The organism is Saccharopolyspora rhizosphaerae, assembly GCF_003931915.1.
Lineage (GTDB): Bacteria > Actinomycetota > Actinomycetes > Mycobacteriales > Pseudonocardiaceae > Saccharopolyspora > Saccharopolyspora rhizosphaerae.
Window position 1 is genome coordinate 1 of the sequence record NZ_RSAA01000035.1, and the last position, 24,165, is coordinate 24,165.

General features: G+C 70.6%; 21 protein-coding genes and 1 pseudogene. 10 read left to right on the top strand and 12 right to left on the bottom strand.

The features are described from left to right. Positions 1 to 109 (bottom strand): annotated as a pseudogene (locus EIL87_RS22965) (electron transfer flavoprotein subunit beta); the annotation flags it as partial. A gap of 298 nt (positions 110 to 407) precedes the next feature. Here EIL87_RS22965 and EIL87_RS22970 point away from each other — a divergent pair. Continuing rightward, the gene (locus tag EIL87_RS22970; protein WP_125092680.1) at positions 408 to 1,256 is read left to right on the top strand and encodes a DegV family protein; all 849 of its coding nucleotides are present in this window, start codon (positions 408 to 410) and stop codon (positions 1,254 to 1,256) included. 254 nt (positions 1,257 to 1,510) lie between these two features. Here the strand turns inward: EIL87_RS22970 and hrpA are convergent, their stop codons facing one another. From hrpA to EIL87_RS22990, 4 genes are all read right to left on the bottom strand, one after another. Continuing rightward, on the bottom strand, positions 1,511 to 5,419 hold the full coding sequence (gene hrpA / locus EIL87_RS22975) for an ATP-dependent RNA helicase HrpA (protein WP_233576610.1): 3,909 nt from the start codon (positions 5,417 to 5,419) through the stop codon (positions 1,511 to 1,513). Between the two features lie 168 nt (positions 5,420 to 5,587). Then, complete coding sequence (locus EIL87_RS22980) at positions 5,588 to 6,766, bottom strand: THUMP-like domain-containing protein (protein WP_125092682.1); 1,179 nt, start codon at positions 6,764 to 6,766, stop codon at positions 5,588 to 5,590. A 97-nt stretch (positions 6,767 to 6,863) separates the two neighbouring features. Next, positions 6,864 to 7,646 carry an enoyl-CoA hydratase/isomerase family protein gene (locus EIL87_RS22985; protein ID WP_125092683.1) on the bottom strand — a complete coding sequence of 261 codons (783 nt, stop codon included), beginning with the start codon at positions 7,644 to 7,646 and terminating at the stop codon, positions 6,864 to 6,866. A gap of 103 nt (positions 7,647 to 7,749) precedes the next feature. Continuing rightward, positions 7,750 to 8,517 carry an ABC transporter ATP-binding protein gene (locus EIL87_RS22990; RefSeq protein WP_125093298.1) on the bottom strand — a complete coding sequence of 256 codons (768 nt, stop codon included), beginning with the start codon at positions 8,515 to 8,517 and terminating at the stop codon, positions 7,750 to 7,752. A 520-nt stretch (positions 8,518 to 9,037) separates the two neighbouring features. Here EIL87_RS22990 and EIL87_RS22995 point away from each other — a divergent pair. The 3 genes from EIL87_RS22995 to EIL87_RS23005 all read left to right on the top strand — a co-directional run bounded on the left by EIL87_RS22995 (position 9,038) and on the right by EIL87_RS23005 (position 11,321). Beyond that, entirely contained in the window at positions 9,038 to 9,595 is a 558-nt protein-coding gene (locus tag EIL87_RS22995; protein WP_125093299.1) for a cysteine dioxygenase, read from the top strand. Further along, on the top strand, positions 9,595 to 10,023 hold the full coding sequence (locus tag EIL87_RS23000; protein ID WP_125092684.1) for a rhodanese-like domain-containing protein: 429 nt from the start codon (positions 9,595 to 9,597) through the stop codon (positions 10,021 to 10,023). Before EIL87_RS22995 ends, EIL87_RS23000 begins: the two co-directional genes overlap by 1 nt. Before the next feature lie 158 nt (positions 10,024 to 10,181). After that, the gene (locus tag EIL87_RS23005) at positions 10,182 to 11,321 is read left to right on the top strand and encodes a hypothetical protein (RefSeq protein WP_233576506.1); all 1,140 of its coding nucleotides are present in this window, start codon (positions 10,182 to 10,184) and stop codon (positions 11,319 to 11,321) included. Positions 11,322 to 11,414: 93 nt separating this feature from the next. Here EIL87_RS23005 and EIL87_RS23010 read toward each other — a convergent pair whose 3' ends face one another. Both EIL87_RS23010 and EIL87_RS23015 read right to left on the bottom strand, forming a co-directional pair. Next, complete coding sequence (locus EIL87_RS23010; RefSeq protein WP_125092685.1) at positions 11,415 to 12,359, bottom strand: NADP-dependent oxidoreductase; 945 nt, start codon at positions 12,357 to 12,359, stop codon at positions 11,415 to 11,417. A 115-nt stretch (positions 12,360 to 12,474) separates the two neighbouring features. Beyond that, entirely contained in the window at positions 12,475 to 13,047 is a 573-nt protein-coding gene (locus EIL87_RS23015; RefSeq protein ID WP_125092686.1) for a TetR family transcriptional regulator, read from the bottom strand. A 106-nt stretch (positions 13,048 to 13,153) separates the two neighbouring features. Between EIL87_RS23015 and EIL87_RS23020 the strand changes: the two genes are divergently transcribed. After that, positions 13,154 to 14,326, top strand: coding sequence for an MFS transporter (locus EIL87_RS23020; RefSeq protein ID WP_125092687.1), 1,173 nt, complete (start codon positions 13,154 to 13,156; stop codon positions 14,324 to 14,326). Positions 14,327 to 14,345: 19 nt separating this feature from the next. Here EIL87_RS23020 and glgP read toward each other — a convergent pair whose 3' ends face one another. Further along, positions 14,346 to 16,895, bottom strand: coding sequence for an alpha-glucan family phosphorylase (gene glgP, locus EIL87_RS23025; protein ID WP_125092688.1), 2,550 nt, complete (start codon positions 16,893 to 16,895; stop codon positions 14,346 to 14,348). 78 nt (positions 16,896 to 16,973) lie between these two features. Between glgP and EIL87_RS23030 the strand changes: the two genes are divergently transcribed. The 3 genes from EIL87_RS23030 (at position 16,974) to EIL87_RS23040 (ending at position 20,605) form a co-directional block, all read left to right on the top strand. Next, positions 16,974 to 18,185 carry a neutral zinc metallopeptidase gene (locus EIL87_RS23030; protein ID WP_233576508.1) on the top strand — a complete coding sequence of 404 codons (1,212 nt, stop codon included), beginning with the start codon at positions 16,974 to 16,976 and terminating at the stop codon, positions 18,183 to 18,185. Between the two features lie 206 nt (positions 18,186 to 18,391). After that, positions 18,392 to 19,849, top strand: a complete 1,458-nt coding sequence (locus EIL87_RS23035) for a neutral zinc metallopeptidase (protein ID WP_233576510.1) — start codon at positions 18,392 to 18,394, stop codon at positions 19,847 to 19,849. 45 nt (positions 19,850 to 19,894) lie between these two features. Beyond that, positions 19,895 to 20,605, top strand: coding sequence for a tyrosine-protein phosphatase (locus EIL87_RS23040; protein WP_125092691.1), 711 nt, complete (start codon positions 19,895 to 19,897; stop codon positions 20,603 to 20,605). A gap of 107 nt (positions 20,606 to 20,712) precedes the next feature. Here EIL87_RS23040 and EIL87_RS23045 read toward each other — a convergent pair whose 3' ends face one another. Then, positions 20,713 to 21,645 carry a tetratricopeptide repeat protein gene (locus EIL87_RS23045; RefSeq protein WP_199740576.1) on the bottom strand — a complete coding sequence of 311 codons (933 nt, stop codon included), beginning with the start codon at positions 21,643 to 21,645 and terminating at the stop codon, positions 20,713 to 20,715. A gap of 361 nt (positions 21,646 to 22,006) precedes the next feature. Here EIL87_RS23045 and EIL87_RS23050 point away from each other — a divergent pair, with 361 nt between their 5' ends. Then, positions 22,007 to 22,261, top strand: a complete 255-nt coding sequence (locus EIL87_RS23050; RefSeq protein WP_125092692.1) for a hypothetical protein — start codon at positions 22,007 to 22,009, stop codon at positions 22,259 to 22,261. 83 nt (positions 22,262 to 22,344) lie between these two features. On the opposite strand, the gene EIL87_RS23055 is transcribed toward EIL87_RS23050, so the two are convergent. After that, positions 22,345 to 22,647 carry an MTH1187 family thiamine-binding protein gene (locus EIL87_RS23055; RefSeq protein ID WP_125092693.1) on the bottom strand — a complete coding sequence of 101 codons (303 nt, stop codon included), beginning with the start codon at positions 22,645 to 22,647 and terminating at the stop codon, positions 22,345 to 22,347. Between the two features lie 92 nt (positions 22,648 to 22,739). Between EIL87_RS23055 and EIL87_RS23060 the strand changes: the two genes are divergently transcribed. Next, on the top strand, positions 22,740 to 23,240 hold the full coding sequence (locus tag EIL87_RS23060; protein WP_125092694.1) for a MarR family winged helix-turn-helix transcriptional regulator: 501 nt from the start codon (positions 22,740 to 22,742) through the stop codon (positions 23,238 to 23,240). Positions 23,241 to 23,407: 167 nt separating this feature from the next. Here EIL87_RS23060 and EIL87_RS23065 read toward each other — a convergent pair whose 3' ends face one another. Both EIL87_RS23065 and cutA read right to left on the bottom strand, forming a co-directional pair. Then, the gene (locus EIL87_RS23065) at positions 23,408 to 23,767 is read right to left on the bottom strand and encodes a DUF3817 domain-containing protein (RefSeq protein ID WP_267898875.1); all 360 of its coding nucleotides are present in this window, start codon (positions 23,765 to 23,767) and stop codon (positions 23,408 to 23,410) included. Positions 23,768 to 23,823: 56 nt separating this feature from the next. Further along, complete coding sequence (gene cutA, locus EIL87_RS23070) at positions 23,824 to 24,150, bottom strand: divalent-cation tolerance protein CutA (protein ID WP_125092695.1); 327 nt, start codon at positions 24,148 to 24,150, stop codon at positions 23,824 to 23,826. Between the last annotated feature and the right edge of the window lie 15 nt (positions 24,151 to 24,165).

The window sequence follows — 24,165 nt, forward strand, 5'->3', positions numbered from 1 at the left end:
CATCCAACACGGCATCCGCCGACTCGCGGTCCAACGTGTGATCCGCAGCAGACAGCTTCCGTTCGGAATACGTGTCGGGCACCTGCTTAACCAGGACGACGATGTTCATGGGCCCTCTTCGACCTCCTGCGGACTCAACTGACGCTCGCTGGTCCTCCAGCGGCTCTGCTTGTGGACCCGGCGCTTCGTTCCGTCGGGTTAGGTTGACCTTGCCATGCCCTCAGCCGGAAAGCACAGTGATGCCAACCACCAAGGATGTTACTTGCCAGTAGCCCGGGTGCAACCAGGGTCCACCCGTGACAGTACTCACCTTCGGCCTCCACCCGGACGACCGGCCGCTGCAAAAGTGGCGCCGGGTCATCCGGAAAGTATGTGAACGAACCTCGCGCATTAGTAGCCTTGCGGCCATGAGGAGACGCGTCGCCATCGTGACGGATTCGACGGCTTCCGTACCGCTCGACATCGCCGACCGGTTGGGCATCTCCATCGTGCAGCTGGAGCTGACGGTGGGCGACCAGCAGAACGACGAGCGACGGGTGCTGCACCCCCAGATGGCCGAGGCAATGCGCAACAACGTCCCGGTCGCCACCAACCCTCCGCCGCCCCCGGCGTTCTACTGGAACTACGCGGACGCCGCGGCCTCCGGCGCCGAAGCGATCATCTCCATCCACATCTCCGAGGGGATGTCCCAGACGTGCCAGGCCGCCCGGGTCGCCGCGGCGGAGATCGGCATCCCGGTCTACGTGGTCGACGCGCGCCTGACCGGACTCAGCCTCGGGTTCTCGGTGATGGCCGCAGCGGAGGCCGCCGCCGCGGGGGCCACCCCGCAAGGCGTGATGAACGTCCTGGAGCACCGTCTGCGCAGCACGACCCAGATGGTCTACGTCGACACGCTGGAGTTCTTGCAGCGCAGCGGCCGGATCGGGCGAGCCCAGGCGTGGGTGGGCGAAGCGCTGTCGATCAAGCCGGTCCTGATCATGAAGGACGGCGTGATCGACCAGCTGCACAGGGCCAGGGGCACGGAGCGCGCGTTGCGCAAGGCCGTCGGGACCGCCTTGGAGCGGGCGGGCCACGGGCCTGTGGACGTGGGCGTGGAGCACTTCGAGGCCGCCGACCGCGCCAAGGAAGTGCTCGACTCGCTGTGCTCGCAGCTGCCGCAGGTGCGCAGGGTCACGCTGGAGCAGACCAGCGCGATCATCGGAGCTCACACCGGCCCGGGGGCGCTGGGCATCGCGGTCTCACCCGCGGCGTCCTGATCGACGCGGTCCGCGTTGTCCGGCGCGGGGGCCGGCCACCGCCGATCCGCCCTAAGAGGACGGTCACCCCGCCGCGGCTGCGCTGTGCTGCCTGAATCCCGCGCGTTCTCCACCCTTCCGAGTGATGCGAACGCAGGTTCGACAGCGGATCCTCGTCATCAGCCCCTATGAGGTGGGCACGAATTCCGCGCCGCTCTGGGGGAACGATGGCTGCGACGAGACTGCTCGATCCCGTCCGGCCGAGCGCGGCGAGCTCAGTCCGCGAGCTTGTCCATCGCTCGGTGCAGGCGCTTGACCGACACGGGACGCGGCGTGCCCAACGGCTGCGCGAACAGGCTCACCCGCAGCTCCTCGACCATCCAGCCCACCTCGAGCAGGTCGTCGCTGGGCGTACGCCCCTGCGGCACCCGAGCCAGCAGATCCCGATAGCGCTGCCGGACCTCCTGCACCTGGTGCATCCACTCCCGGTCGCGCTGCGGCTGGTGCTGCGCCTTGTCCAGCCGCTGCTCGATCGCGCGCAGGTAGCGCACCAGGTCGCGGAGCCGGTCGAAGCCGGTCGCCGTGACGAAACCGGGGTGCAGCAGGCCGTCCAGCTGCTCGCGGATGTCGGCCAGCGACTCCTCCGACATGCCCTTGGGGCGGTCGGCCAGCACCGCTTCGACGTGCTGCGCGGTGACCAGGACCCGCTCCACCTCGGACACCACGGCTGCGGTGTACTCGCCCACTCCGGCGCGCACCTTCGCCTCCAAGGAGGCGTAGGCCTCGCCGTCCCACACCGGACCGCCGTTGTCGGCCATGAGCTTGTCCACGGCGCAACGCACGGAGTCGTCGAGGATCGAGCTCAGGTCGCCGTAACGGCTCCCGCCGAGCACCAGGCGGCTGGTGGCGCTCATGCCCCGCTGGAGGGACTTCGCCGGCGACGGGACGTTGAGCAGCAGCAGTCGTCGCGTGCCGTTCCACAGCGCGCGGCGCTGGTCCCGCTCGGTGTCGAACATCCGCACCGCCACGGTGTCGCCTTCGTCCACCAGCGCCGGGTAGGCCTTCACTGCGTGCCCGGATCGCTGCTGCGAGAAGGTGCGCGGCAGCTCACCGAAGCTCCAGGAACGCAACCCGCCCTGCTCGATGTCGTCGGCGGCGGCCGAGATCTCTTCGCGCACCTTCGGTTTCAGCTGCAGCTTGAGCGCGTCCAGGTCCTTGGACTCGGCGAGCTTGCGGCCGCGCCGACCCACCACCCGGAACGTCATCGTCAGGTGGTCGGGGACGCGTTCGAGGTCCCAGTCCGAGCTCGACACCTCCACACCGGTGAGCTGGCGGAGAGTGCGCTGCAGCGTCTCCAGCAGCGGCCCGTCGTCCGGACCCACCCGGGACAACACCGCCTTGGCGAAGTCCGGCGCAGGCACGAAGTTGCGGCGGAGCTGCTTGGGCAGCGACTTCAGCAGCGTGGTCACCAGCTCTTCCCGCAGGCCGGGGATCTGCCAGTCGAAGCCTTCGGCGCCGACCTGGTTGAGCACCTGCAGCGGGATGTGCACGGTGACGCCGTCGGCGTCAGCACCCGGCTCGAACTGGTAGGTCAGCTTCAGCCGGTGCTCGCCGCACGTCCAGTGGTCCGGGTAGTCCGCATCGCTGACCTGCGCCGAGCGCGCGTTGATCAGCATGGACTTCTCGAAGTTGAGCAGGTCCGGCTGCTCGCGGCGGGTCTTCTTCCACCAGGTGTCGAAGTGCTTGCCGGAGACGACTTCCTCGCCGATCCGCTGGTCGTAGAACTCGAACAGCGTCTCGTCGTCGACCAGGATGTCGCGCCGGCGAGCACGTTCCTCGAGGTCTTCGACCTCCTCGAGCAGCGCCCGGTTCTGGTGGAAGAACTCGTGCCGGGTGTCCCAGTCGCCCTCGACCAGCGCGTGCCGGATGAACAGCTCGCGGCTGACCTCGGGGTCGATGCGCCCGTAGTTGACCTTGCGGCCGGTCACCAGCGGCACGCCGTAGAGCGTCACGCGCTCGTGGGCGACCACCGCGGCCCGGTCCTTCTCCCAGTGCGGTTCGCTGTAGTTGCGCTTGACCAGGTGGCCGGCCAGCTGCTCGATCCACTCCGGTTCGACGCGGGCGGCGATGCGCGCCCACAGGCGGGAGGTCTCGACGAGTTCGGCGGCCATGACCCAGCGCGGCGGCTTCTTGAACAACGAGGACCCGGGGAACACCGCGAACCGGGCGTTGCGGGCTCCTTGGTACTCGTTGGCGCTCCGCCCCGGCGGACCGGAGCGCTGGGTGCCGTTGCGCTTCTCGACGTCCTTGAGACCGATGTGCGAGAGCAGACCGGCCAGCAGCGACTGGTGGATGCGCGTGGCGTCGGCCGGCTGGTCGGCCAGCGTCATGCCCATCGACTTGACCATCTGGCGCAGCTGGCCGAACAGGTCCTGCCACTCGCGCACGCGCAGGTAGTTGAGGTGGTCGTTGCGGCAGAGCTTGCGGAACTGGTTGGAGGACAGCTCCTTCTGCTGCCCGCGCAGGAACTCCCACAAGCGGAGGTAGGACAGGAAGTCGGACTGCGCTTCCTTGTCGACGAAGCGCGCGTGCTTCTGGTCCGCGGCCTGCTGGTGCTCGGCGGGACGTTCGCGCGGGTCCTGGATGGACAGCGCCGCCACGATCACCAGCACCTCGTGCAGGCACCCGTTGCGCTCGGCCTCCAGCACCATCCGCGCCAGGCGCGGGTCGATGGGCAGCTGTGCGAGGCTGCGCCCGACGGGGGTGAGCTTGCGCTCGCCGCCGGACGCGGTCTTCTCCAGCGCGCCGAGCTCCTGCAGCAGGTTCACGCCGTCGGTGATCTGCCTGCGGTCCGGTGGCTCCAGGAACGGGAAGGACTCGATCTCGCCGAGCCCCAACGAGGTCATCTGCAGGATGACCGAAGCCAGGTGGGTGCGCAGGATCTCGGGATCGGTGAACTCCGGGCGGGCCTCGAAGTCCTCCTCGGAGTACAGCCGGATGCAGATGCCTTCCGACACCCGGCCGCAACGGCCCTTCCGCTGGTTCGCCGAGGCCTGCGAGATCGGTTCGATCGGCAACCGCTGCACCTTGGTGCGGAAGCTGTAGCGGGAGATGCGCGCCGTGCCGGGGTCGATGACGTACTTGATGCCCGGCACCGTCAGCGACGTCTCGGCCACGTTCGTCGACAGCACGATCCGGCGGCCGCTGTGGCGCTGGAACACCCGGTGCTGCTCGGCAGCGCTCAACCGGGCGAACAGCGGGAGGACTTCGGTGTCGCGGAGGTTGAGCTGGTTCAACGCGTCGGCGGTGTCTCGGATCTCCCGCTCACCGCTGAGGAACACCAGGACATCCCCCGGGCCTTCGGCGCACAACTCGCGCACGGCCTCGGAGATGGCTTGCGTCTGGTCGCGGACCTCGGTGGTCGGGTCGTCCTCGTCGTCGGAGTCCTCCAGCAGTGGCCGGTAGCGCACCTCGACCGGGTAGGTGCGTCCGGAGACCTCCACGACCGGGGCGTCGTCGAAGTGCCTGGAGAACCGCTCCGGGTCGATGGTGGCCGAGGTGATGATCACCTTCAGGTCGGGCCGGCGCGGCAGCAGCTGCTTGAGGTAGCCGAGGAGGAAGTCGATGTTGAGGCTGCGCTCGTGCGCCTCGTCGATGATGAGGGTGTCGTACCGGCGCAGCAGGCGGTCGTGCTGGATCTCGGCGAGCAGGATGCCGTCGGTCATGAGCTTGACCAACGTGTCGTCGCCGGTGCGCTCGGTGAAGCGCACCTGGTAGCCGATGGCCCCGCCGATCTCGGTGCCCAGCTCCTCGGCGACGCGTTCGGCGACGGTGCGCGCCGCGAGCCGGCGCGGCTGGGTGTGGCCGATGACGCCCTGGATGCCGCGCCCCAGCTCCATGCACATCTTCGGCAGCTGCGTGGTCTTACCGGAACCCGTCTCACCTGCGACGATGACGACCTGGTTGTCGCGGATAGCGGTGAGCAGGTCATCCCGGCGCTGGCTGACCGGCAGGTTCTCCGGGTAGGTGATCTCGGGGACGCCGTCGCGACGGCGCTGCACGCGCAGCTCGGCGGTCTCGACGTCGCCGGTGATCTCCGCGGCGACCGACCGCAGCGCTTCGGGGTCGCGGATCTTGCGTGCGCCTTCGATGCGCCGACGCAGCCGACGCTGGTCGTGCAGCATCAGCCCGGGCAGGCGATCCCGCAGATCAGTCAGCGGAGATTTCACAGACGTACCCATACTCCGCACCAGCATAGAGAAAGCCCCTGCGCCACTGCCTCCGAATTTCGCCGCGCTCACAGACCGCGTCCGCCCCGTGACGCCGGTCACCAGGAACGCGGTCGGAAGGGCTCACGTGCGCTCCGCCCGGCAGAGGTAGGCCATCGCCTGGTCACCGACCCGGGCGATCACCAGGCTCGCTTCCTGAGCGCCCTTGGGTTTGAGCTTGCGCCGCAGCGCGTCGGGGTCGACGTCGACGCCGCGCACCAGGATCTCCAGCCGCCCGACTTCGTGCCTGCGCAACAGCGCGCGCAGGGTCTTCTCGTGGAAGCGGCCGTGTTCGAGCACGCGGAACGCCCGCACGCCAGGCGGCGGTGCGTCCCCGGTGAGGTAGGCGATGCGCGGGTCGAGCTGGACGAGCCCCTGCCGGGCGGCGTAGTGGCGCACGAGCCCCGCCCGCACCACGGCGCCGTCCGGGTCGACGATCCACTCGCGGACGTCCTCGGACGGGCAGTCGTCCGGTTCGGCGTCGGTGATGCTCCAGGCGCTGCCGTCGGAGCGCAGCACGCTGGCCCGGCGTCGCGCCGTCCGGTCGGCCAGCGAACCGAACCACAGCGCGGCCTCCCTGACCTGGCCGTCCAGCGACACCACCTCGGCTTCGGCGTCGTCGGGCACGGCCGCGAAGTCCAGCCCGGGCGCGCACTTGACCACCAGGTCCCGCCCCGAGTAGACGGCCAACAGCTCGTCCAGCGGCGGGACCAGGTCGGCCGGGTTCCAGCGGCGCCTGCCGCCGTCGTCGCGGCGCGCGGGGTCGGCGAGCACGGCGGTGTCCCGGGTGACCGGGCGCAACGCGTCGGCCTCCGCCAGCACCGCACCGCTGCCGGCGGCGTCGAGGTTCTGCCGGGCCATGAGCAGGCGGACCCGGTCGAGGTCGGAACCGACGCTGCGGCGCGCGACCGCGGCCACGGCGGCCAGGTCAGCACCGATCGAGCAGGTCACGTCGTGCACGTCGCGACCCACGAGACGCTGCGCCCGGTGCCGGGCGACGACGCTCGCCGTGGCCTGCTGCAGCGCGGCGTCGGTGAACAACCACCCGGCGCTGCCCTCCAGTTTGGACTCGGCCTTGCGCCGCAGCACGGCGGTTTCCAGCGCCGCGGCGGCGAACCGCTCACCGACCTGGCGGCGCGCCGCGGCCACGTCGGCGAACCGCGACCTGGCGGTCAACGGCAGCGCGGAGAGTTCGGCGACGGCGGCACGACCGGCCGCCGAACGCAGGTACTGCACGTCGTCGACGTCGAACGAGTACCCCACCGCGACCCCCTAGTGCGCGCCCGGCACCGGGTGCCGACGCGGACCGGTGGTGCGGTGGGACGCTCTCGTCACGACGTCAATCCGTTGCGCAGCCGGGTCAGCGCCCGGTGAACTCGGCCTTGCCGGGGCCGTTCTCGATGAACGACCGCATGCCGATCTTCTGGTCCTCGGTCGCGAAAGTTCCCGCGAACAGGTGGGTTTCGAGCTTCAGGCCGCTGTCGAGGTCCACGTCCAGACCACCGTCGATGGCGGCCTTGGCAGCCGCCAGGGCGCGCGCCGCGCCTCCGGTGAACTGCTCCGCCCACCGCTTGGCGGCCGCGTAGACGTCGGAGGACGGCACGAGCTCGTCGACCATCCCCAGCGCGAGGGCCTCGTCGGCCTCCACGAACCGGCCGGTGTAGATGATGTCCTTGGCCTTGCTGGGCCCGATCAACCGCGCCAGCCGCTGCGTGCCGCCGGCACCCGGGATGACGCCGAGCAGGATCTCCGGCTGGCCGACCTTGATGTCGTCCGCCGCGATCCGCCGGTCGCAGGACAGCGCCAGCTCGAAACCGCCGCCCAGGGCGTAGCCGGTCAGAGCGGCGACCGTGGGCTTCGGAATGGCCGCGACCTGGCTCATCGCGTCGGACAGCCCGCGCTGTTCCTTGGCGGCCATGTCCGCGTAGGACATGTCGGCCATCTCCTTGATGTCCGCGCCCGCGGCGAAGACCTTCTCCCCGCCGTAGACGATGACAGCGCGGATGTCCTCGCGCTCAGCGGCCTCGATGGCCACCTCGCGCAGCTCGCTCTCGATCTGCCTGTTGAGCGCGTTCATCTTCGGCCGATCCAGCCGGATCGTGCCGATCGCACCCTCGACCTCAAGCCTGACGAACTCGCCCACGCAGCAACCTCCTCGTTGAACCACCGCTTGCCGCTGGGGAGGCTATCGCGCCCCACCCGCGATCTGCTGTGTCACCGATCTCAACACCGTGCGCGGTGAGGGCTCACGCCCTGCGGCGCGCGAAGTAGCGGTCACCCGCCTGCTGCAGCTCGAGGTCCTGGTCGAAGGTCTTGGAGAGGTTCGCCTCGGTGAGCACGTCGTCGAGCAGCCCCTGGGCGACGACCCCGCCGTCGCGCAGCAGCAGGCAGTGGGTGAAGCCCGGCGGGATCTCCTCGACGTGGTGGGTGACCAGCACCGATGCGGGCGCGTCGGCGTCCAGGGCCAGGCTCGACAGGCGCGCGACGAGGTCTTCCCGGCCACCCAGGTCCAAGCCCGCGGCGGGTTCGTCGAGCAGCAGCAGCTCCGGGTCGGTCATCAGCGCGCGGGAGATCATCACGCGCTTGCGCTCGCCCTCGGACAGCGTGCCGAACTCGCGGTCCGCGAGGTGCGCGACGCCGAGCAGGTCGAGCAGCTCCGCCGCGCGGTCGGTGTCCAGGGAGTCGTACTCCTCGCGCCAGCGTCCGAACACCGCGTAGCCGGCGCTGACCACGACGTCGCGCACGACCTCGTCGCCGGGAACGCGGTCGACCAGCGCGCCCGAGCACAACCCGATCAGGGGCCGGATGTCGAACACGTTGGTCTTGCCGAGCCGCTCACCGAGCACGTCGACGGTGCCGGTGGTCGGGTGCATCTCGGTGCTGGCCATCTTCAGCAACGTCGTCTTGCCCGCCCCGTTCGGCCCCAGCACGACCCACCGTTCGTCGAGCTCGACCGACCAGTTCACGTCGGCCAACAGCGTGGTCTTGCCCCGCCGGACACCGACGCCATCCATCCGGATGACCAGGTCGTCCACGTCTACCTCCCAGCCGTGACTGACTGCGGCGGCGCCACCGGGCGCGCACTCGGCGTTCGTCCTCAGGACCGCCGCAGGTGCCGGCGGGTCCCCGTCGTGGGCCATTGTTCCCGCCGCGGGCACAGCGCTTGCGGGCGGGATGCCGCTGCCGCTCGCCCGCCCGGGTGAACCTGATCATCCGTGGGCACGCCCTGCGTCCACATCGCGGGAAGCGGGGCACGCCCCTGGCTCTCGCACCGCTCCGGTGCCAGGATCAAGCGCGTGTCCGATTCGTTGCTCACCCGCGATCGCGTGATCGACCTGTTCCGGGTCGTCGCCTCCGCCTGTCGCTGAAAGCGGTCCGAGGAGCACTCCCGCTTTCCGACCACCGCGGCACCGACGAATCGTCCGAACGCCCCCGTCCTCTCGCACGGTGGGTGTGCCGTGTCGTGCCGGTGCCACACCGCAGACACCTGGAGACACCTTGAGCATCACGCAGCCCGAGAACACGCCGACCCCGCTGTCCGAGTACACCCCGACCGCGCCGGTCCCCGCGCTCGGCGAGGCCGAAGTGCACCCCGCGCTGGACGTCCCGCTGCTGCGCGACCTGATCCGGCCGGACCACCTCACCTGGACGCCGCAGGAGCTCCGCGACCTCACCGGTCTCGTCGCCGGCGAACTGACCTCCGAGCTGGTGGACATCGTGCGCATCGACGAGCAGCAGCGGTGGTGGGCCAAGCTCGGCCTGACCGCAGGCGTCGAGCTCTGGCTGCTGTCGTGGGCACCCGGCCAGGGCACACCCGCGCACGACCACGGTGGCGCGTCCGGTTCGTTCTCCGTCCTGTTCGGCGAACTGCGCGAGGACTACCGCTACTCGGCCGGGCCGGTCCGCACCCAGCACCACGACCTGGGCGCCCGCGTCGGGTTCGGCCCCGGCCGCGCGCACCAGGTCACCAACGTCAGCTCGGTGAACTCCGCCAGCGTGCACGCGTACTCACCGCCGCTGCTGCCGGTGCGCTACTACTCCGACCTGGCAGCGATCCCCGCCGTTCCGCCGCAGCGAAGCGAGGCCCGGTGATGACCCACATCCCCGAACCCCGCGAGGAGCTGTCCGGCCTCGGCCCGTACGGCATCGAGCACCTGCTGGCCGAGTCCCGCGAGAAGCTCGACCGGGTCTCCCCGCAGCAGGCGTTCGAGATCCAACGCGACGGCGGCCTGATCATCGACATCAGGCCGGAGTCCGACCGCCTCACCCACGGTGCGATTCCCGGCGCCCTCACCGTCGAGCGGATCGTCCTGGAGTGGCGGCTGGACCCGGCGGGCAGCCACCGCCTCGACGGCCTCCACCCGCAACGCCCGGTCGTCCTGGTCTGCAACGAGGGCTACGCCTCCAGCCTCGCCGCCGCCCAAGCCCAGGAACTCGGCCTCGCCAGGGCCACCGATCTGGCAGGTGGCTTCCGCGCGTGGAAGGAAGCGGGTCTTCCCACCACCGCGGCGGTCGCCTGACGTGTGCATGGGAACCTTCCTGCCACCGCTGGCGGGGTGAGTGGCAGGAAGGTTCCCCCGCTCGCTCCACGGCCTCGCTGCCAGCGAGCCGGAGCAAAGCGGCTCCTCGGTGCGTGGAGGTCCCGTAGGCTCCGGGCCTTGTGCGAGCGCAGAGTTTTGTGACACGACCTTGGGTGCTGGTCGCCGCGGCGGGCGCTGTCGTCTTGGCGGCGGTAGAGGTGTTCCTCGGGACCGGTCCCTCCGGTGTCGCCACCGGGTGGGCCGGTGGTGTGGTGGGAGCGCTCCTGCTGCCGGTGGCCACGCAGGTCGGGTTGCTGCTGGGGTCGGTGCTCTTCGGACTGCGCGTGCGCCAGGTGGTGTTCGGCGCGATGCGGGAGATCGCCTCGTTCAGGTGCGGTGGCGTGACCTTCACCTTCCGGGCGTTGCCGGTGACGCTGCGGGCGCAGATCGGGCCGTGGCGTTCACCGGTGATCCTGCGCTGCTGGCTGGCCGGGCTGGTCTCGGCGGTGGTGGGTTTTGCGGCAGTGGCCGCGGCCTGGTGGTGGGTCCCGGGGGCGTTCGGACGTGGGCTGTCGCTCGCGATGAGCGCGTTCATGCTCGTCAAGCTGTGGCCCAAGCGCGTGCCGCTGACGACGTCGACCGGCTGGTTGTTGTTCTCGCTGCCCCGGATCGCGGAGCCCGAGCGCTCGGACTTCCTCGCCGCGCCTCTGGCGGCTCGCGCTTACGAGGCGCTGCGCAGCGGTGATCTCGACACCGCGCAGCAGCACGCCGACGAACTCGGCGACCGCTTCCCCGGCATCAACGCCACGGTGTCCTGCCAGATCGCGGTGATGGAATCGCGCGGTCTCTACGCGCCGGGCGTGCTCACGTTGCTGAAGTTCTTGTCCGACAACGACGTCCCGCCGCGCAAGATGGCCTACTTGCTGGCGGGCCTGGCCGGACTGGGGTTCAAGGCCGTCGAGTCCGGTCAGATGCCGGCCGAGAGCCTACTGCCGACGGCGAAGAAGGCGCTGCAGGACGCCGTGTCGCTCGGCTACCCGGAGTTCGAGCTCAGCGGCACCAGCGGACTGCTGGCCCTCATCGAGGGGGACGCGGCGGAGGCGGTGAAGCTGGCGACAACCGGGGCCGAGTACAACCACTCTCCGCTGTCCCGCGCGGACGACTTCACGACGGTGGCGCGCGCCCACATGGCGTTGCACGACAACGCCGCGGCCCGCACCGCCTTGGCCCGCGCGGAGGAACTCGCCCCGTGGTCGCCGCGCGTCACCGAAACCCGCCAGCGCCTCTCGGTTACCTGAAGCACGGGAACCTTCCTGCTGCTCGAGCAGCAGGAAGGTTCCCGTGCTCCTGCCGGACTGTCGCGCTAGGAGCGCTCAGCTCCCGAGCGGCGATCAGTCCATCGTGAGGACGAGCTTGCCCTTGGTGCGGCCGGTCTCGCCGTGCTCGTGCGCCTTGGCCGCGTCGGCCAGCGGGAACGTGGCGGCGATCTCGGCGCGCAGCTCGCCGGCCTCGACGAGTTCGCGGATGGCCCGCATCCCGGCCTGGTCGGCTTCGACGAGCATCACCTCGGCGCGGACTCCGAGGTCCTCGGCTTCGGCGACGAGCTCCTCGCGGTCGTAGGGCAGGATCGACACGAGAACGCCGCCCTTGCGCAGCACCTGCAGCGAGCGGCTGCGGTAATCGGCGGCGATGGTGTCGAGGACCACGTCGACGTCGCTGACCGCCTCGGTGAAGTCGACGGCGGTGTAGTCGATGAGCTCGTCAACACCGAGCTCGGTCAGGAACTCGTGCTTGCTCCCGCTCGCGGTCCCGATGACGTAGGCACCCTTGGCCTTGGCGATCTGCACCGCGAGGTGCCCGACGCCGCCGGCGGCCGCGTGGATCAGGACCCGCTGACCGGACTGCAGGTTCGCGGTGTCGTTGAGCGCCTGCCACGCGGTGAGCGCGGCGAGCGGGACCGCGCCGGCCTGCACGTGGTCCACGTTCTGCGGTTTCGGGGCGAAAGCCCTGGTCGGGCCGGTCACGTACTCGGCGTGCGAGCCGACGCCGAAGGGGTAGGGCAGCATGCCGAAGACCTCGTCACCCGGTTTGTGCAAGGTGACGCCGGTGCCGATGGCCTCGACCACGCCGGAGACGTCCCAGCCGAGGATGCGCGGCGGCTCGCCGAGGAACCCCGGTCCGGCGCGGTGCTTCCAGTCGGTGGGGTTGACACCGGCCGCGCGCACGCGGATCAGCACCTCGCTGGGTCCCGGTTCGGGCTTGTCCAGCCGAGCCTCGCGCAGCACCTCCGGGCCGCCGTAACCGTCCTGGGTGATGGCGCGCATGGTTTCACTCATGTCCCCCACCCTGCCTCACTGAATGCCGAGGGGCGCGCAGACGACCCGGCGTTGTGGGCAGGGGAACCTTCCTTGTCACCGAAGTGCGCGGAAGGGTCCCTCGTGCACTCGTGCGTCAGCGGGGGTCGGTGAGTCGGAGGACGGCTTCGCGGGCGGCCGACTGCAGCTCGTCGACGGAGGTCTCGCCCAGCACCATGCGACGCAGCTGGGGAACGGCCAGCGGCCAGCTGATGGTGCCGAGGGCGAGCAGGACGATCATCCCCGGGTCGATGGCGTCGGTGACCTTGCCGGTGTGCTGGGCTCGGCGGACGGCGTCGACCTTGCCGCGGTAGTGCTCGGCGCGTTCGGATTCTGCGGCGACGCCGCTGTCACCGCGCTCGAGCGATTCCCACATGAGCAGCCGCAGCACGTGCGGGTGGGCCGCGTGGTAGGCGGCGAGGCGGTCCACGTAGCCGGGCAGGTCTTCGCCATCGATGGGAACCTCGGCGGCGAGTTCGGCCATGGCTTCTTCCAGCACGGCGGTGAACAGGGCGTCCTTGCTGCCGAAGTAGGCGTAGATCAGCTGCTTGTTGGCCTGGGCCTGCTTGGCGATGCGGTCGACGCGTGCGCCTGCGATGCCGTGCTCGGCGAACTCGGTCGTCGCGGCCTGGAAGATCCGGGCCTTGGTGGCTTCGGCGTTGCGGGGCACAGCCGCACTGTACCGCCGGAACCAACCACCTGGTTGACACCGATCGGGGGACGGCAGCACACTACAACCAACCAGTTGGTTACCTTGTTGTCCCTGCGGAGACCCCATGAGCGCCGTCGCACCCGCCACCGGCCGCCTCAGCCGCGGACTGCTGTTCGCCGCTGCGCTGTGCGCCGGCACCACCGTCGCCAACATCTACCTCGCCCAGCCGATCATCGGTCCCGTCGCCGAGACCTTCGGCGTCTCGGCGCAGACCGCGGGCATCGTGGTGACCACGGCGATGCTCGGCTACGCCGCGGGTCTGCTGTTCGTCATCCCGCTCGGCGACAGCCTGGACCGGCGCAAGGTCGTCGGCGTGCTGAGCGTCCTCACCGCCGCGCTGCTGGTGGGTAGTTCCCTCGCACCGTCGTTGCCGGTGCTCGCGGTGCTGGGCGGGCTTGCCGCGGTGACGACCGTCGTCCCGCAGGTCCTGATCCCGCTGGTCGTGCAGCTCGCCGATCCCGCCCAGCGCGGGACGGCCATGTCCTGGGTGCAGGCCGGTCTCATCACCGGGATCATGGGCGCCCGGGTCCTCTCCGGCCAGCTCGCCGGACTCCTCGGGTGGCGCTCGGTCTTCGCCGTCGCGGCCGCGCTGACGCTCGTCGTCGGCCTGTGGACGGTCCGCGCACTGCCCAGCGACGGACGACGCGACTCGGTGGACTACTGGTCGCTGCTGCGCTCGCTGCCCGGCTACCTGCGACGCGAACCTGGCCTCCGCCGAGCCTGCCTGCGCCAGGCGGGCAGCTTCGCCGCCTTCAACGCGGTCTGGACGACGCTCGCGCTCGTGCTCACCGCACCCCCGCACTCGTTCACCGTCGCCGAAGCCGGGCTCGTCGGCCTGCTCGGGCTGCTCAGCGCCGTGCTGGCGCCCACCGCCGGCAAGCTGGTCGACCGGCGCGGACCGCGCCTGGTAGGAGCGCTCGGCCTCACGGTGCTCGCCTTCGCCGCGCTCGTGCTCGTCCTGGGCACCACGTCGCTGACCGCGCTGCTCATCGGCACCGCAGCCGTGCCGATCGGGTTGCAGGTCGGCCAGGCCGCCAACCAGAACGCCGCGCTGTCGGTGAACCCCGACGCAGGCGGCCGGTTGAACACGATCTTCATGCTCTCGACGTTCCTGGCCGGCGCGATCGGCTCAGCCGCGGGCAGCGTCGCCTACGGCGCCTACGGCTGGCCCGGCGTGTGCGCCACGGCCCTGGTCTTCCTCGGCCTCGGCGCCGTCGGCCTGCGCCGCGTGCGCTGATCCCGGCACACGGCTCTCCTCACCCGGCGAGGACGACCTTGCCCAGTTCCGCCGGTTCGGACAGCAGCGGGTGCCGCGGCAAGACCCGCACGTTGTAGCCCGCCGGACCGGCGTGCGGGAGCGTCACCGCAGCGGCGTAGCGGCCATCCCCGGTGGGTTTCATCGACGCGGTCACGAAGTCGTGCAGGATGTCGTTGTCGTCCACTCGGCCCACCACGACCTCGACGTCCACATCGGACTGGTCAAGACCCGCCAGGTCCACCCGGGCCCGGACGGTCACCTGCCCGCCCAGCAGCGGTGTCCCGTGGTCCACCGACATCTCGGTGTCGCCGACCCGCACCTGGTTCCACGCGGCCTGCAACCGCGTCCGGTACTCGGCGATCTCCCGCGCCCCGCGGAAGTCGTCCCGCGACATCGCACGCATCGACTGCGCGGCAGGCGTGTAGTGGCCGTCGACGTACTCCCGGATCATCCGCGAGGCCTGCACCCGCGGGCCCAACGTGGCCAGGGTGTGCCGCACCATCGACATCCACTTGCCGGGCACGCCGTCGCTGTTGCGCTCGTAGTACATCGGCGCCACGTGCTCGGAGATCAGCTCGTACAGCGCCGCGGCCTCGAGGTCGTCGCGACGGTTCGGGTCGCTGACGCCCTCGGCGTTCGGGATCGCCCACCCGTTGCGGCCGTCGTACATCTCGTCCCACCAGCCGTCGCGCACCGACAGGTTCAGCACCCCGTTGAGCGCGGCCTTCATCCCCGACGTCCCACACGCCTCCAGCGGGCGCACCGGGTTGTTCAACCAGACGTCACACCCCGAGACCAGGTAGCGGGCCAGCGACATGTCGTAGTCCGGCAGGAACACGATGCGGTGCCGCACGTCCGCGCTGTCGGCGAAGCGCACGATCCGCTGGATCATCGCCTTGCCGCCCTCGTCGGCCGGGTGGGACTTGCCGGCCACCACGACCTGCACCGGGCGCTCGGAGTCCAGCAGGAGTTCCCGCAACCGCTCGGTGTCGCGCAGCATCAACGTCGCCCGCTTGTAGGTGGGAACCCTGCGCGCGAAACCGATGGTGAGCACATCGGGGTCGAAGACCGAGTCGCACCAGCCCAGTTCGAGGTCCGAGGCACCGCGCTGCTGCCACGCGATGCGCAGCCGCCGCCGCACCTCGTCGACCAGGCGCTGCCGCAGCGAGCACCGCAGTTCCCACAGCAGCGAGTCGCTGACCGGTTCCATCCCGCGCAACCCGGCACCGCTGTCCATCTCGGACTCGCCCAGCAGCTTGCCGAGCTCGCGCGCCGACCACGTCGGCCCGTGCACGCCGTTGGTGACCGACCGGATCGGGACCTCCTCGACCCCGAACCCCGGCCACAGGTTGCGGAACATCTTGCGGATCACTTCGCCGTGCAGCTCCGAGACCCCGTTGGCACGCTGCGCCAACCGCAACCCCATGTGCGCCATGTTGAACATGCCCGGGTTGTCCTCGGCACCCAAGGCCAGCACCCGGTTCGTCGGCACCCCGGGCAGCAGCGGTCGCTGCGCGCCGTCGTCGAAGTAGTGCCGCACCAGGTCCACCGGGAACCGGTCGATGCCCGCCGGGACCGGGGTGTGCGTGGTGAACACCGTCCCCGCCCGCACCGCTGCCGTCGCCTGGTCGAACTCCAGCCCCGGGTCGGTCTGCAGCTCCCGGATCCGCTCCAGCCCCAGGAAGCCCGCGTGGCCCTCGTTGGTGTGGAAGACCTCGGGCTGCGGGTGCCCGGTGAGCCGGCAGTACGCGCGCACCGCCCGGACCCCGCCGATGCCGGCGAGGATCTCCTGGCGGATCTTGTGCTCCGCGTCGCCGCCGTAGAGGCGGTCGGTGGTGCCGCGCAGGTCGTCGTCGTTGTCCGGCAGGTCGCTGTCGAGCAGCAGCAGCGGTACCCGTCCGACCTGCGCCTTCCACACCCGCGCGTGCAGCGTGCGACCCGCGGGCATCGCGACGTCGACCACGACCGGTCGCCCGTCCTCGTCGGTGAGCACCTCCAGCGGCAGACCGCGGGGGTCGATCACCGGGTAGTGCTCGACCTGCCAGCCCTCCGAGGACAGCGCCTGGCGGAAGTAGCCCGACCGGTAGAGCAGGCCGACGCCGATCAAGGGAACTCCCAGGTCAGAAGCGGCCTTGAGGTGGTCGCCGGCGAGCACACCGAGCCCGCCGGAGTAGTTCGGCAGCGCCTCGGTGAGCCCGAACTCCATCGAGAAGTAGGCGATCGAGGCGGGGAGCTCGGCACCTTCGTCCTGCCGCTGCTGGTACCAGCGCGGAACGGTGAGGTAGCGACGCAGGTCGTCCCCGACCGCGCGGGTGCGGGCGAGGAAGTCCTCGTCGTCCGCGAGCTGGCGCAACCGCTCAGCGGGCACCTCGGCCAGCAGTCGCAGCGGGTCCGAGCCCACGGCCGCCCACACCTGCGGGTCGACAGCCGAGAACAGGTCCTGGGTGGGCGGGTGCCAGGCCCAGCGCAGGTTGGTCGCCAGCTTGCCCAGAGCGCTGAGCGGCTCGGGCAAGTGGGCCCGGACGGTGAAGCGGTGGACGGCTCTCACGGGAGCGGACCCTATCTCGCTGGACGCGCTCGCGTGCGATGCGCACCCGTCCCGGAGGCGGGTGGGAAGCTGGTGCACGTGCGTGCCTTCGGACTCATCGCGGTGACCCTCGGGCTGATCATCAGCGCCTGCACGAGCCCCGCCCCACCACCGCAGGACGCGGCGGTCGACCCGGCGTTCGTGCACGGCACCGACCGGGGTGAGACCGACCGGCTGGCCGCTGCCGTGGTCACCGACGTCCAGGCCTACTGGGCGCAGGTCTACCCCCGCACCTTCGGCACCCCGTGGCGGGCCCTCGACGGCGGGTTCTTCTCCGTCGACACGGGTGACGCCGTGGGCACCGCCCCGCCCTGCGCCTCCGGCCCGCAGGAGGTCGAGGGCAACGCGTACTACTGCCAGGCCGTGGACGCCATCGCCTGGGACCGCACGGCGCTGCTGCCGGTGCTGCGCGAGCACTACGGGGACACGGCGGTCGCCGTGGTGCTGGCGCACGAGATCGGGCACGCCGTGCAGCAGCGCGCCGGGCTGGCCGAGGGCGAACCGCTGCGCCTGGAGGCGATGGCCGACTGCTACGCCGGGTCGTTCCTGCGCTGGGTCTCCGACGGGCACTCCGCGCACGTGCGCACCAGCCCGGACCGGCTCGACGACGCCCTGCGCGCCATCACGGTCTTCCGCGACCCGGTGGGCACCAGCGGGCACGGCACCGCCTTCGACCGGGTGACGGCGTTCCAGCACGGCTTCACCGCAGACCCCCGCGGCTGCACCGAGGTCGGCGAGAACGAGGTGGCCCGACCGGTCGACGACGACGCGAACCTTCCCCTCGACTCGGTGCTGGACACGTCCGCGATCGCCGACTACTTCGGGACCGTCGTCACCGAGCAGGGACGACGCTGGGTCCCTCCGGCACGCGCCACCAGATGTCCCGGAGCGGGCGGGCCGGTCGGTTTCTGCCCCGCACCACCGACGGTCACCGCGGCCCCGGAGGCGCTGGCCCGCACCCACGACGACATCGGCGACCAAGCCGTCACCACCCTGCTCGCCTCCCGCTACGCGTTGGCGGCGCTCACCGAACTCGGCCGGCACCCCACCGGGCCCGCCCTCTCCTGCTTGACCGGCGCCTACACCGCATCCCAGCCGGACCTGTCGCCCGGCGACCTGGACGAGGCCGTGCAGGTCGTGCTCGAGTCCGACGCGATCTCCCGCGGCGGGAGCGGGCCGATGAGCGGTTCCGACCGCATCGCGGCCTTCCGGGACGGCGTCCGCTCCGGGCCTGGCGCGTGCCTGGAGTGAGCAGGGGAACCTTCCTGCCACTCCACCCGACCGATGACCTGAGCATGGGAACCTTCCTCCCACCGGGGACCGGTCACCGCTTAGATCGGCCGTGGACAAGATCGGGAACCCGATAGGCTGCTGCGCGAAGACCGGGCCGCGCGACCGGCCCGGTGCGGAGGAGTTCGGACCGGTAGCGAGATGGGGCGCGTTCAGTGGTGGCGACGGTGAGCAGCCGGCGGAAGCGGATCCTCGGTGCCGTGGTCTCGGCATTCACCTGCGCGTCCCTGGTCAGCGGGTGTGCGCAGGTCATCAGCGGCGTACCCACGACCCTGGGGGGCTACTCGACGACCAGCGTGGCCGGTCTGCCCGCCGCCGACGGTCCGAGCGGCCCGAAGGAAAGCGCCCCGCACGCTCCGCTGCGGGTGGAGGGCACCGACAACGGCGAGATGGACGAGCTCGCGCGCAACGCGGTCGCCGACGTCGACGCCTACTGGGCCGGGCAGTTCCCAGACGCGTTCAGCGGCAAGGAGTTCGAGCCCGTCAAGCGCCTGATCTCCTACGACTCGGGCGCTCCCGGTGCACCGTTGTGCGGGAAGAGCACCGGCGGCATGGTCAACGCCTTCTACTGCCCGCCCGAAGACCTCGTCGCCTGGGACCGCGGAACGCTGCTGCCGGAGCTCAACAACAGCTTCGGGCCGCTGGCGGTGGTGACCGTGCTGGCCCACGAGATGGGCCACGCCGTGCAGCACCGGGCGGGAACCGTCGCCGAGGACGATCCGGTGATCGTGCTCGAACAACAGGCGGACTGCTTCACCGGCGCCTACTTCCGGCACGTCGCCGAAGGTTCGTCGGAGTACTTCCAGGTGTCGACCGGGTCGGGTCTCAACGAGGTCATGGGCGTCCTCAACTTCATCCGCGACTCGCCGGGCACGTCCGACTTCACCGGCGACAACGCGCACGGCACCGCTTTCGACCGGGTGAGCGCCTTCCAGCACGGGTTCAGCCAAGGACCGGAGCGCTGCGCGAAGATGACCAGCGACGAGGTCACGAAGCGCACGACGTTGTTCCAGAACTGGAAACCCACCCAGCAGGAAACCGACCTGCCCATCGACGGCAGGAGCCTGCGGGCGGTGGAGGAGAGCCTGCACGCGGTGTTCCGCGACACCGGCGCCGAACCGCCGAAGGTCGTCGCCGAGCCACGGACCTGCTCCGGTCGGCAGCCGACCTCACCGGCCTCCTACTGCACCGAGACGAACACGATCTCGCTGAACGTCCCGGAGCTGCGCGAGATCGCCACGCCTCCCAGCAAGACCAGCCAGTCCGCCGGCTACGGCGACTTCGCCGCCTACGCCCAGATCGCCTCGCGCTACGCGTTGTCGGTGCAGAAGGCCGCCGGGTACCGCCTCGACGACGAGGCCGCCGGTCTGCGCACGGCCTGCATGGTGGGCGCGTGGAGCGGTCTGCTGGTGGAGGACCCCATCGGCCAGCGCAACCCCGTGGGCAAGCTGCGGATCGTGCCGGAGGACATCGACGAGGGCGTGTCCGCGCTGCTGGGCGAGGAGAGCCTGATCTCGGCGAACGTCAACGGCGATCAGGTGCCGGTTGGTTTCGCGCGGGTGGAGGCCTTCCGCGTCGGAGTGCAGGAAGGACTCGCTCCGTGCACCACGAAGTACGGCGGCTGATCGTTCCCGAGCAACCCGGCACCACCTCCGGCCGTCTTCCGGTGCATGAGTGGACGAGTTCTGCCCTTCGAGGGCGTGGTCAACGCTCGTGACCTGGGTGGCCTGCCCACCCCGAACGGGCCGGTCCGGCGGGGTGCGGTGGTGCGCGCCGAACACCCCGCGGCGTTGACGGCGGCGGGCTGGGAAGCCCTGTGGCGGCACGGCGTGCGCACGGTCATCGACCTGACCGACGACGACGAGGTCGACCGGGCACCGCGCCCCGCCGGCCTGACCACGGTCCGGATCCCGCTGGAGGACCCCTCCGACACCGAGTTCTGGGACCGCTGGGGAGGGGCCTTCACGTGCACTCCCCTCTACTACGGGCCGTTCTTGGACCGCTTCCCCGAGGTGGTCGGTGAGGTCGTCAGCACGCTGGTGCACGCGGAACCGGGTGGTGTGCTGGTGCACTGCGGCGGCGGCCGCGACCGCACGGGTCTTGTCGTGCTCGTCGTGCTGGCCGCGTTGGGCGTCAGAGCGCAGGACATCGCCGAGGACTACGCGCTCAGCCACGAGCGCCGGGCGGAGCTGTGCGCCGCGCAGGGGCGGGGAGACGACACCCCGAAGGTCCGGGCGTTCCTCGCCGAGCAGGGCACAACCGAACAGCACGCGCTCGCCGAGGTCGTCCACGGGCGCGACTTCGCCGCGTACCTGCGCCGAGCCGGACTCGGCGAGGCCGGTCTGACCGCGCTGCGCGAACGCCTGGTGGACCCGGCCTGATCCGCGAGCGCGCCGGTGGCGGGGGTGCAGGGGAACTTTCCGCTCACGCACGACGCGAGCGCCCTCGGCTCCGGTGTCGTCGGTGCCGAAGGCGCTCGCGAGGTGGGTCAGAAGAGCGCGCTGGCGAGGTTGCGACGGGCCTTCGCGACCCGCTCGTCGCCCTCCGGGAAGATCTCGAACAGCTCGACCAGGTGCGTGCGCACGCGGTCGCGGTCGTCGCCCGAGGTGCGCTTGACGGTCTGGATCAGGCGCGCGAAGCCCTCGTCAGCCTTGTCGAACGCGACTTCCGCGTCGGCGGCGGCGATCTGCGCGTCGATGTCGTCCGGAGCGGCGTCGGCACGCTCGATGGCCGCCGGGTCGGCCTGCTCGGCGCGCTCCATGAAGCGCACCTGCACCAGCGCGGCCTTGGCCTGCTCGTTGTTCGGCTCGCTGTCGAGGATCTGCTGGTAGGCGGCTTGGGCCGCGGCGTAGTCGCCCTTCTCCAGGGCGTCCTCGGCTGCGGTGAACCGTGGGTCCTCGGGCTCTTCCTCGGCCTCGGCGCCGGCGCCGCCCTCCTCGGCGGCGCGGATGCCGGGCAGCTGGTCGCGCAGCGCGTTGAGCAGCGAGTTGATCCACTCGCGGAGCTGGGGCTCGGGCTGCGCACCGGCGAACCCGTCGACCGGCTGGCCACCGGCCACGGCGATCACCATCGGTACCGACTGCACCTGGAACAGCTGCGCGATGCGCGGGTTCGCGTCGACGTCGACCTTGGCCAGCACCCAGGCGCCGTTGCCCTCGCGGGCCAGCTTCTCCAGCGCCGGCGAGAGCTGCTTGCACGGCTCGCACCAGGTGGCCCACAGGTCGACGACCACCGGGACCTGCAGGGACCGCTCGACCACCTCGGCCTGGAAGTTGGCCTCGGTGACCTCGATGATCGCCGGGTGCGATCCCCCTGCAGCACAACCGTCACCGCCACCTGGGGACTGCGCGGCGGAGTTGGCCGCCTCGGCGCGGCTCTTGAGAGCCGACAGGTCGACTGCGCCCGCCATCGCGGCGGACATCGCTGCTGCGTTCTGGCGTGGATCCGGCCTCGTCACAGTTCCATCCTGACACGTCCGACCAGCGGCGTGGTGCGTGGGCGTGCGATGAGGGACACCTCCCACCCACGGCCGGCTCCGAGATCACCTTCGAGCCGCGGTCACCGGGCGCGCTCAACCGGACACGCCGATAGCGACGGAGCTCAATTCGAACCAGTGAACGACGCCACTCGAAACGGTGGCGTTGCCGAGGAACCCCTCATGTTTGCCCGCAGTGATCGCCGAAGAGGACACAGAGCCCGCGAGGGGACTGCGGTCAACTCGCGTGCTGCGGGGTCTCTCGTGGGGGACCTTCGGCCAGTAGTTCAACGAGAGGTTCGAAACAGTGCGTATTGCAACCCGTGTTGCCGGTGCCGCCGGCGTCGCTGCCCTCAGCATCGTGACCCTGGGCAGCACCGCTTTCGCGGACACCGCCGACAACGACGGCGTCAACCTGCTGGACGACAACAACATCAGCGCCGTCCCGGTGCAGGCCTGCGGCAACAACGTGGGTGCCGCCATCGGCCTGGTCGTCCCGGTCCTGTCGCCGCAGAGCAGCGAGTGCGTCAACGCCCCGGTGGTGGACCACCCGGAGAGCTGACGGTCTCAGACCTGACGCGGCGAGCGGGGGTGGTGTCCATGACGGCACCACCCCCGCTCCACGTCGTCTCCACCTTCGGAGTTCTACGCCTCCCGCAGGTGCTCCTCGACCCGCTCGACCTTGGCCCGGAGCTGTCCGGTGTGGCCGGGGCGGATGTCGGCCTTGAGCACCAGGCTGGTGCGCGGCGAGCGCGAGGACACCGCCTCGGTGGCGCGCTTGACGACGTCCATGACCTCGTCCCACTCGCCCTCGATCGTGGTGAACATCGAGGTCGTCTCGTGCGGCAGGCCGGATTCCCGGACCACCTTCACCGCCGCGGCTACCGCCTCGCTGACGCTGTCGTCCTCACCGGCCCCGGTCGGGGCAACGCTGAATGCCACCAGCACGACTGCTCCCATCCACGCGGAAATGATCCTGCCACCAGTAGTAGCAGCACAGCCATCAGGCCCGCTCGCTCTCGCTGCTAGCGTCGGACGCTATGAGCTCCCGTGGCCCACTGCCCTTCGACCCCATCGCGCGCGCGGCTGAGATCTGGGCAGAGCGGATCGGCCCGTCCACGACGATGGCCGCGGTGACCAGCGTGATGCGCGTGCAGCAGATCCTGCAGTCCGCCGTCGACAACGCGCTGCGGCCGCACAACCTGACCTTCGCCCGCTACGAAGCGCTGGTGCTGCTGACGTTCTCCAAGCGGGGCAGCCTGCCGATGCGGGTCATGGGCGACCGGCTCCAGCTGCACCCCACCAGCGTCACCAACATCGTCGACCGGCTGGAGCAGGACGGCCTCGTCCGGCGCGTGCCGCACCCGACGGACCGCCGAACGACCCTGGTGGAGATCACCGGGGAAGGTCGGGACCAGATGCAGAAGGCCACCGACGCGGTCAACGAGATCGACTTCGGGCTCGGCGGCATCACCGAACGCCAGACCCAGCAGCTCACCGAACTGCTCGGGAAGGTCCGGCACGCGGCCGGCGACTTCTAGAGCGGTCCGAGAGGGCGAAACCGCTGCGCCAGGTGGGGACTCGCCGGCACCGCCTCAGGTGCTCAGACGTTGGCGACGAGCACGCCGGGACGCCGCGTGCACGAACTCACGAGGAAGCGGCGCACGGAGCCTGGCACCCGCACAGCGAGGCGATCCCGGTGCAGGTCCTAGTTCAGCTCCTTGAGCACGTAGCGGACCTGCCCCCAGAACGTCGGGGCGTCGGAGTCGGGCGCGGTGAGCAGGCCGCGGCGATTGGCCCAGCGCTCGAACCACACGGTCGCCAGCGGCGGCACCGAAGCCACCAGCGCGAACGCCAGCGTCCAGATACGCCAGCGCAGCGGGCTGAACACGATCAGCGTGGTCACGACGTACGCGGTGAACAGGGCTCCGTGCACGGAGCCCATGATGGTCACACCGAGCGGCCACCCGAGCCCGTACTTGAACGCCATCGCCACCAGCAGTCCTGCCCAGGAGAACGCTTCAGCGATCGCCACCAGCCGGAACCACCCGCCACTGCTACGCGGCACGTCGACCCACCTCCGATTGCACGGCACCTCTGAGCGAGTGTGCCCGGTGGCGCGCGTCACGCGGACGCCGGAGTGGTCTGCTCGTCCACCCAGGACAGGTAATCGGGGTTCCCGCCGAGGATCGGCGTGGCGATGATCTCCGGCACGTCGTAGCCGTGGTGGGCCTTCAAGTGCGCGATGAGGGCCTCCAACCGGTCACCGGAGGTCTTGATCTGCAACTGCCACTCCGGATCGTCCTGCGCCGCACCGTCCCACACGTAGAAGCTGCGGATCGGCACGACCTGCACGCAGGCTCCCAGCCTGGCCTCCACGACGCCCCTGGCGAGCTCGGCGGCGGAGTCCTCGGAGTCGGTGGTGGTCACCACCTGCACGTGATCAGACATGGCACCAGGGTATCG

What these genes read in the sequence shown, in the direction of transcription:
- EIL87_RS22990 (WP_125093298.1), bottom strand. Translation starts at nt 8,517, where the DNA reads ATGGATGGCGTCGGTGTCCGGCGGGGCAAGACCACGCTGTTGGCCGAC.
- EIL87_RS23060 (WP_125092694.1), top strand. Translation starts at nt 22,740, where the DNA reads ATGAGCTCCCGTGGCCCACTGCCCTTCGACCCCATCGCGCGCGCGGCT.
- cutA (WP_125092695.1), bottom strand. Translation starts at nt 24,150, where the DNA reads ATGTCTGATCACGTGCAGGTGGTGACCACCACCGACTCCGAGGACTCC.
- EIL87_RS23045 (WP_199740576.1), bottom strand. Translation starts at nt 21,645, where the DNA reads ATGTCCGCCGCGATGGCGGGCGCAGTCGACCTGTCGGCTCTCAAGAGC.
- EIL87_RS23010 (WP_125092685.1), bottom strand. Translation starts at nt 12,359, where the DNA reads ATGAGTGAAACCATGCGCGCCATCACCCAGGACGGTTACGGCGGCCCG.
- EIL87_RS23040 (WP_125092691.1), top strand. Translation starts at nt 19,895, where the DNA reads ATGAGTGGACGAGTTCTGCCCTTCGAGGGCGTGGTCAACGCTCGTGAC.
- EIL87_RS22970 (WP_125092680.1), top strand. Translation starts at nt 408, where the DNA reads ATGAGGAGACGCGTCGCCATCGTGACGGATTCGACGGCTTCCGTACCG.
- hrpA (WP_233576610.1), bottom strand. Translation starts at nt 5,419, where the DNA reads ATGCTGCACGACCAGCGTCGGCTGCGTCGGCGCATCGAAGGCGCACGC.
- EIL87_RS23020 (WP_125092687.1), top strand. Translation starts at nt 13,154, where the DNA reads ATGAGCGCCGTCGCACCCGCCACCGGCCGCCTCAGCCGCGGACTGCTG.
- EIL87_RS23000 (WP_125092684.1), top strand. Translation starts at nt 9,595, where the DNA reads ATGACCCACATCCCCGAACCCCGCGAGGAGCTGTCCGGCCTCGGCCCG.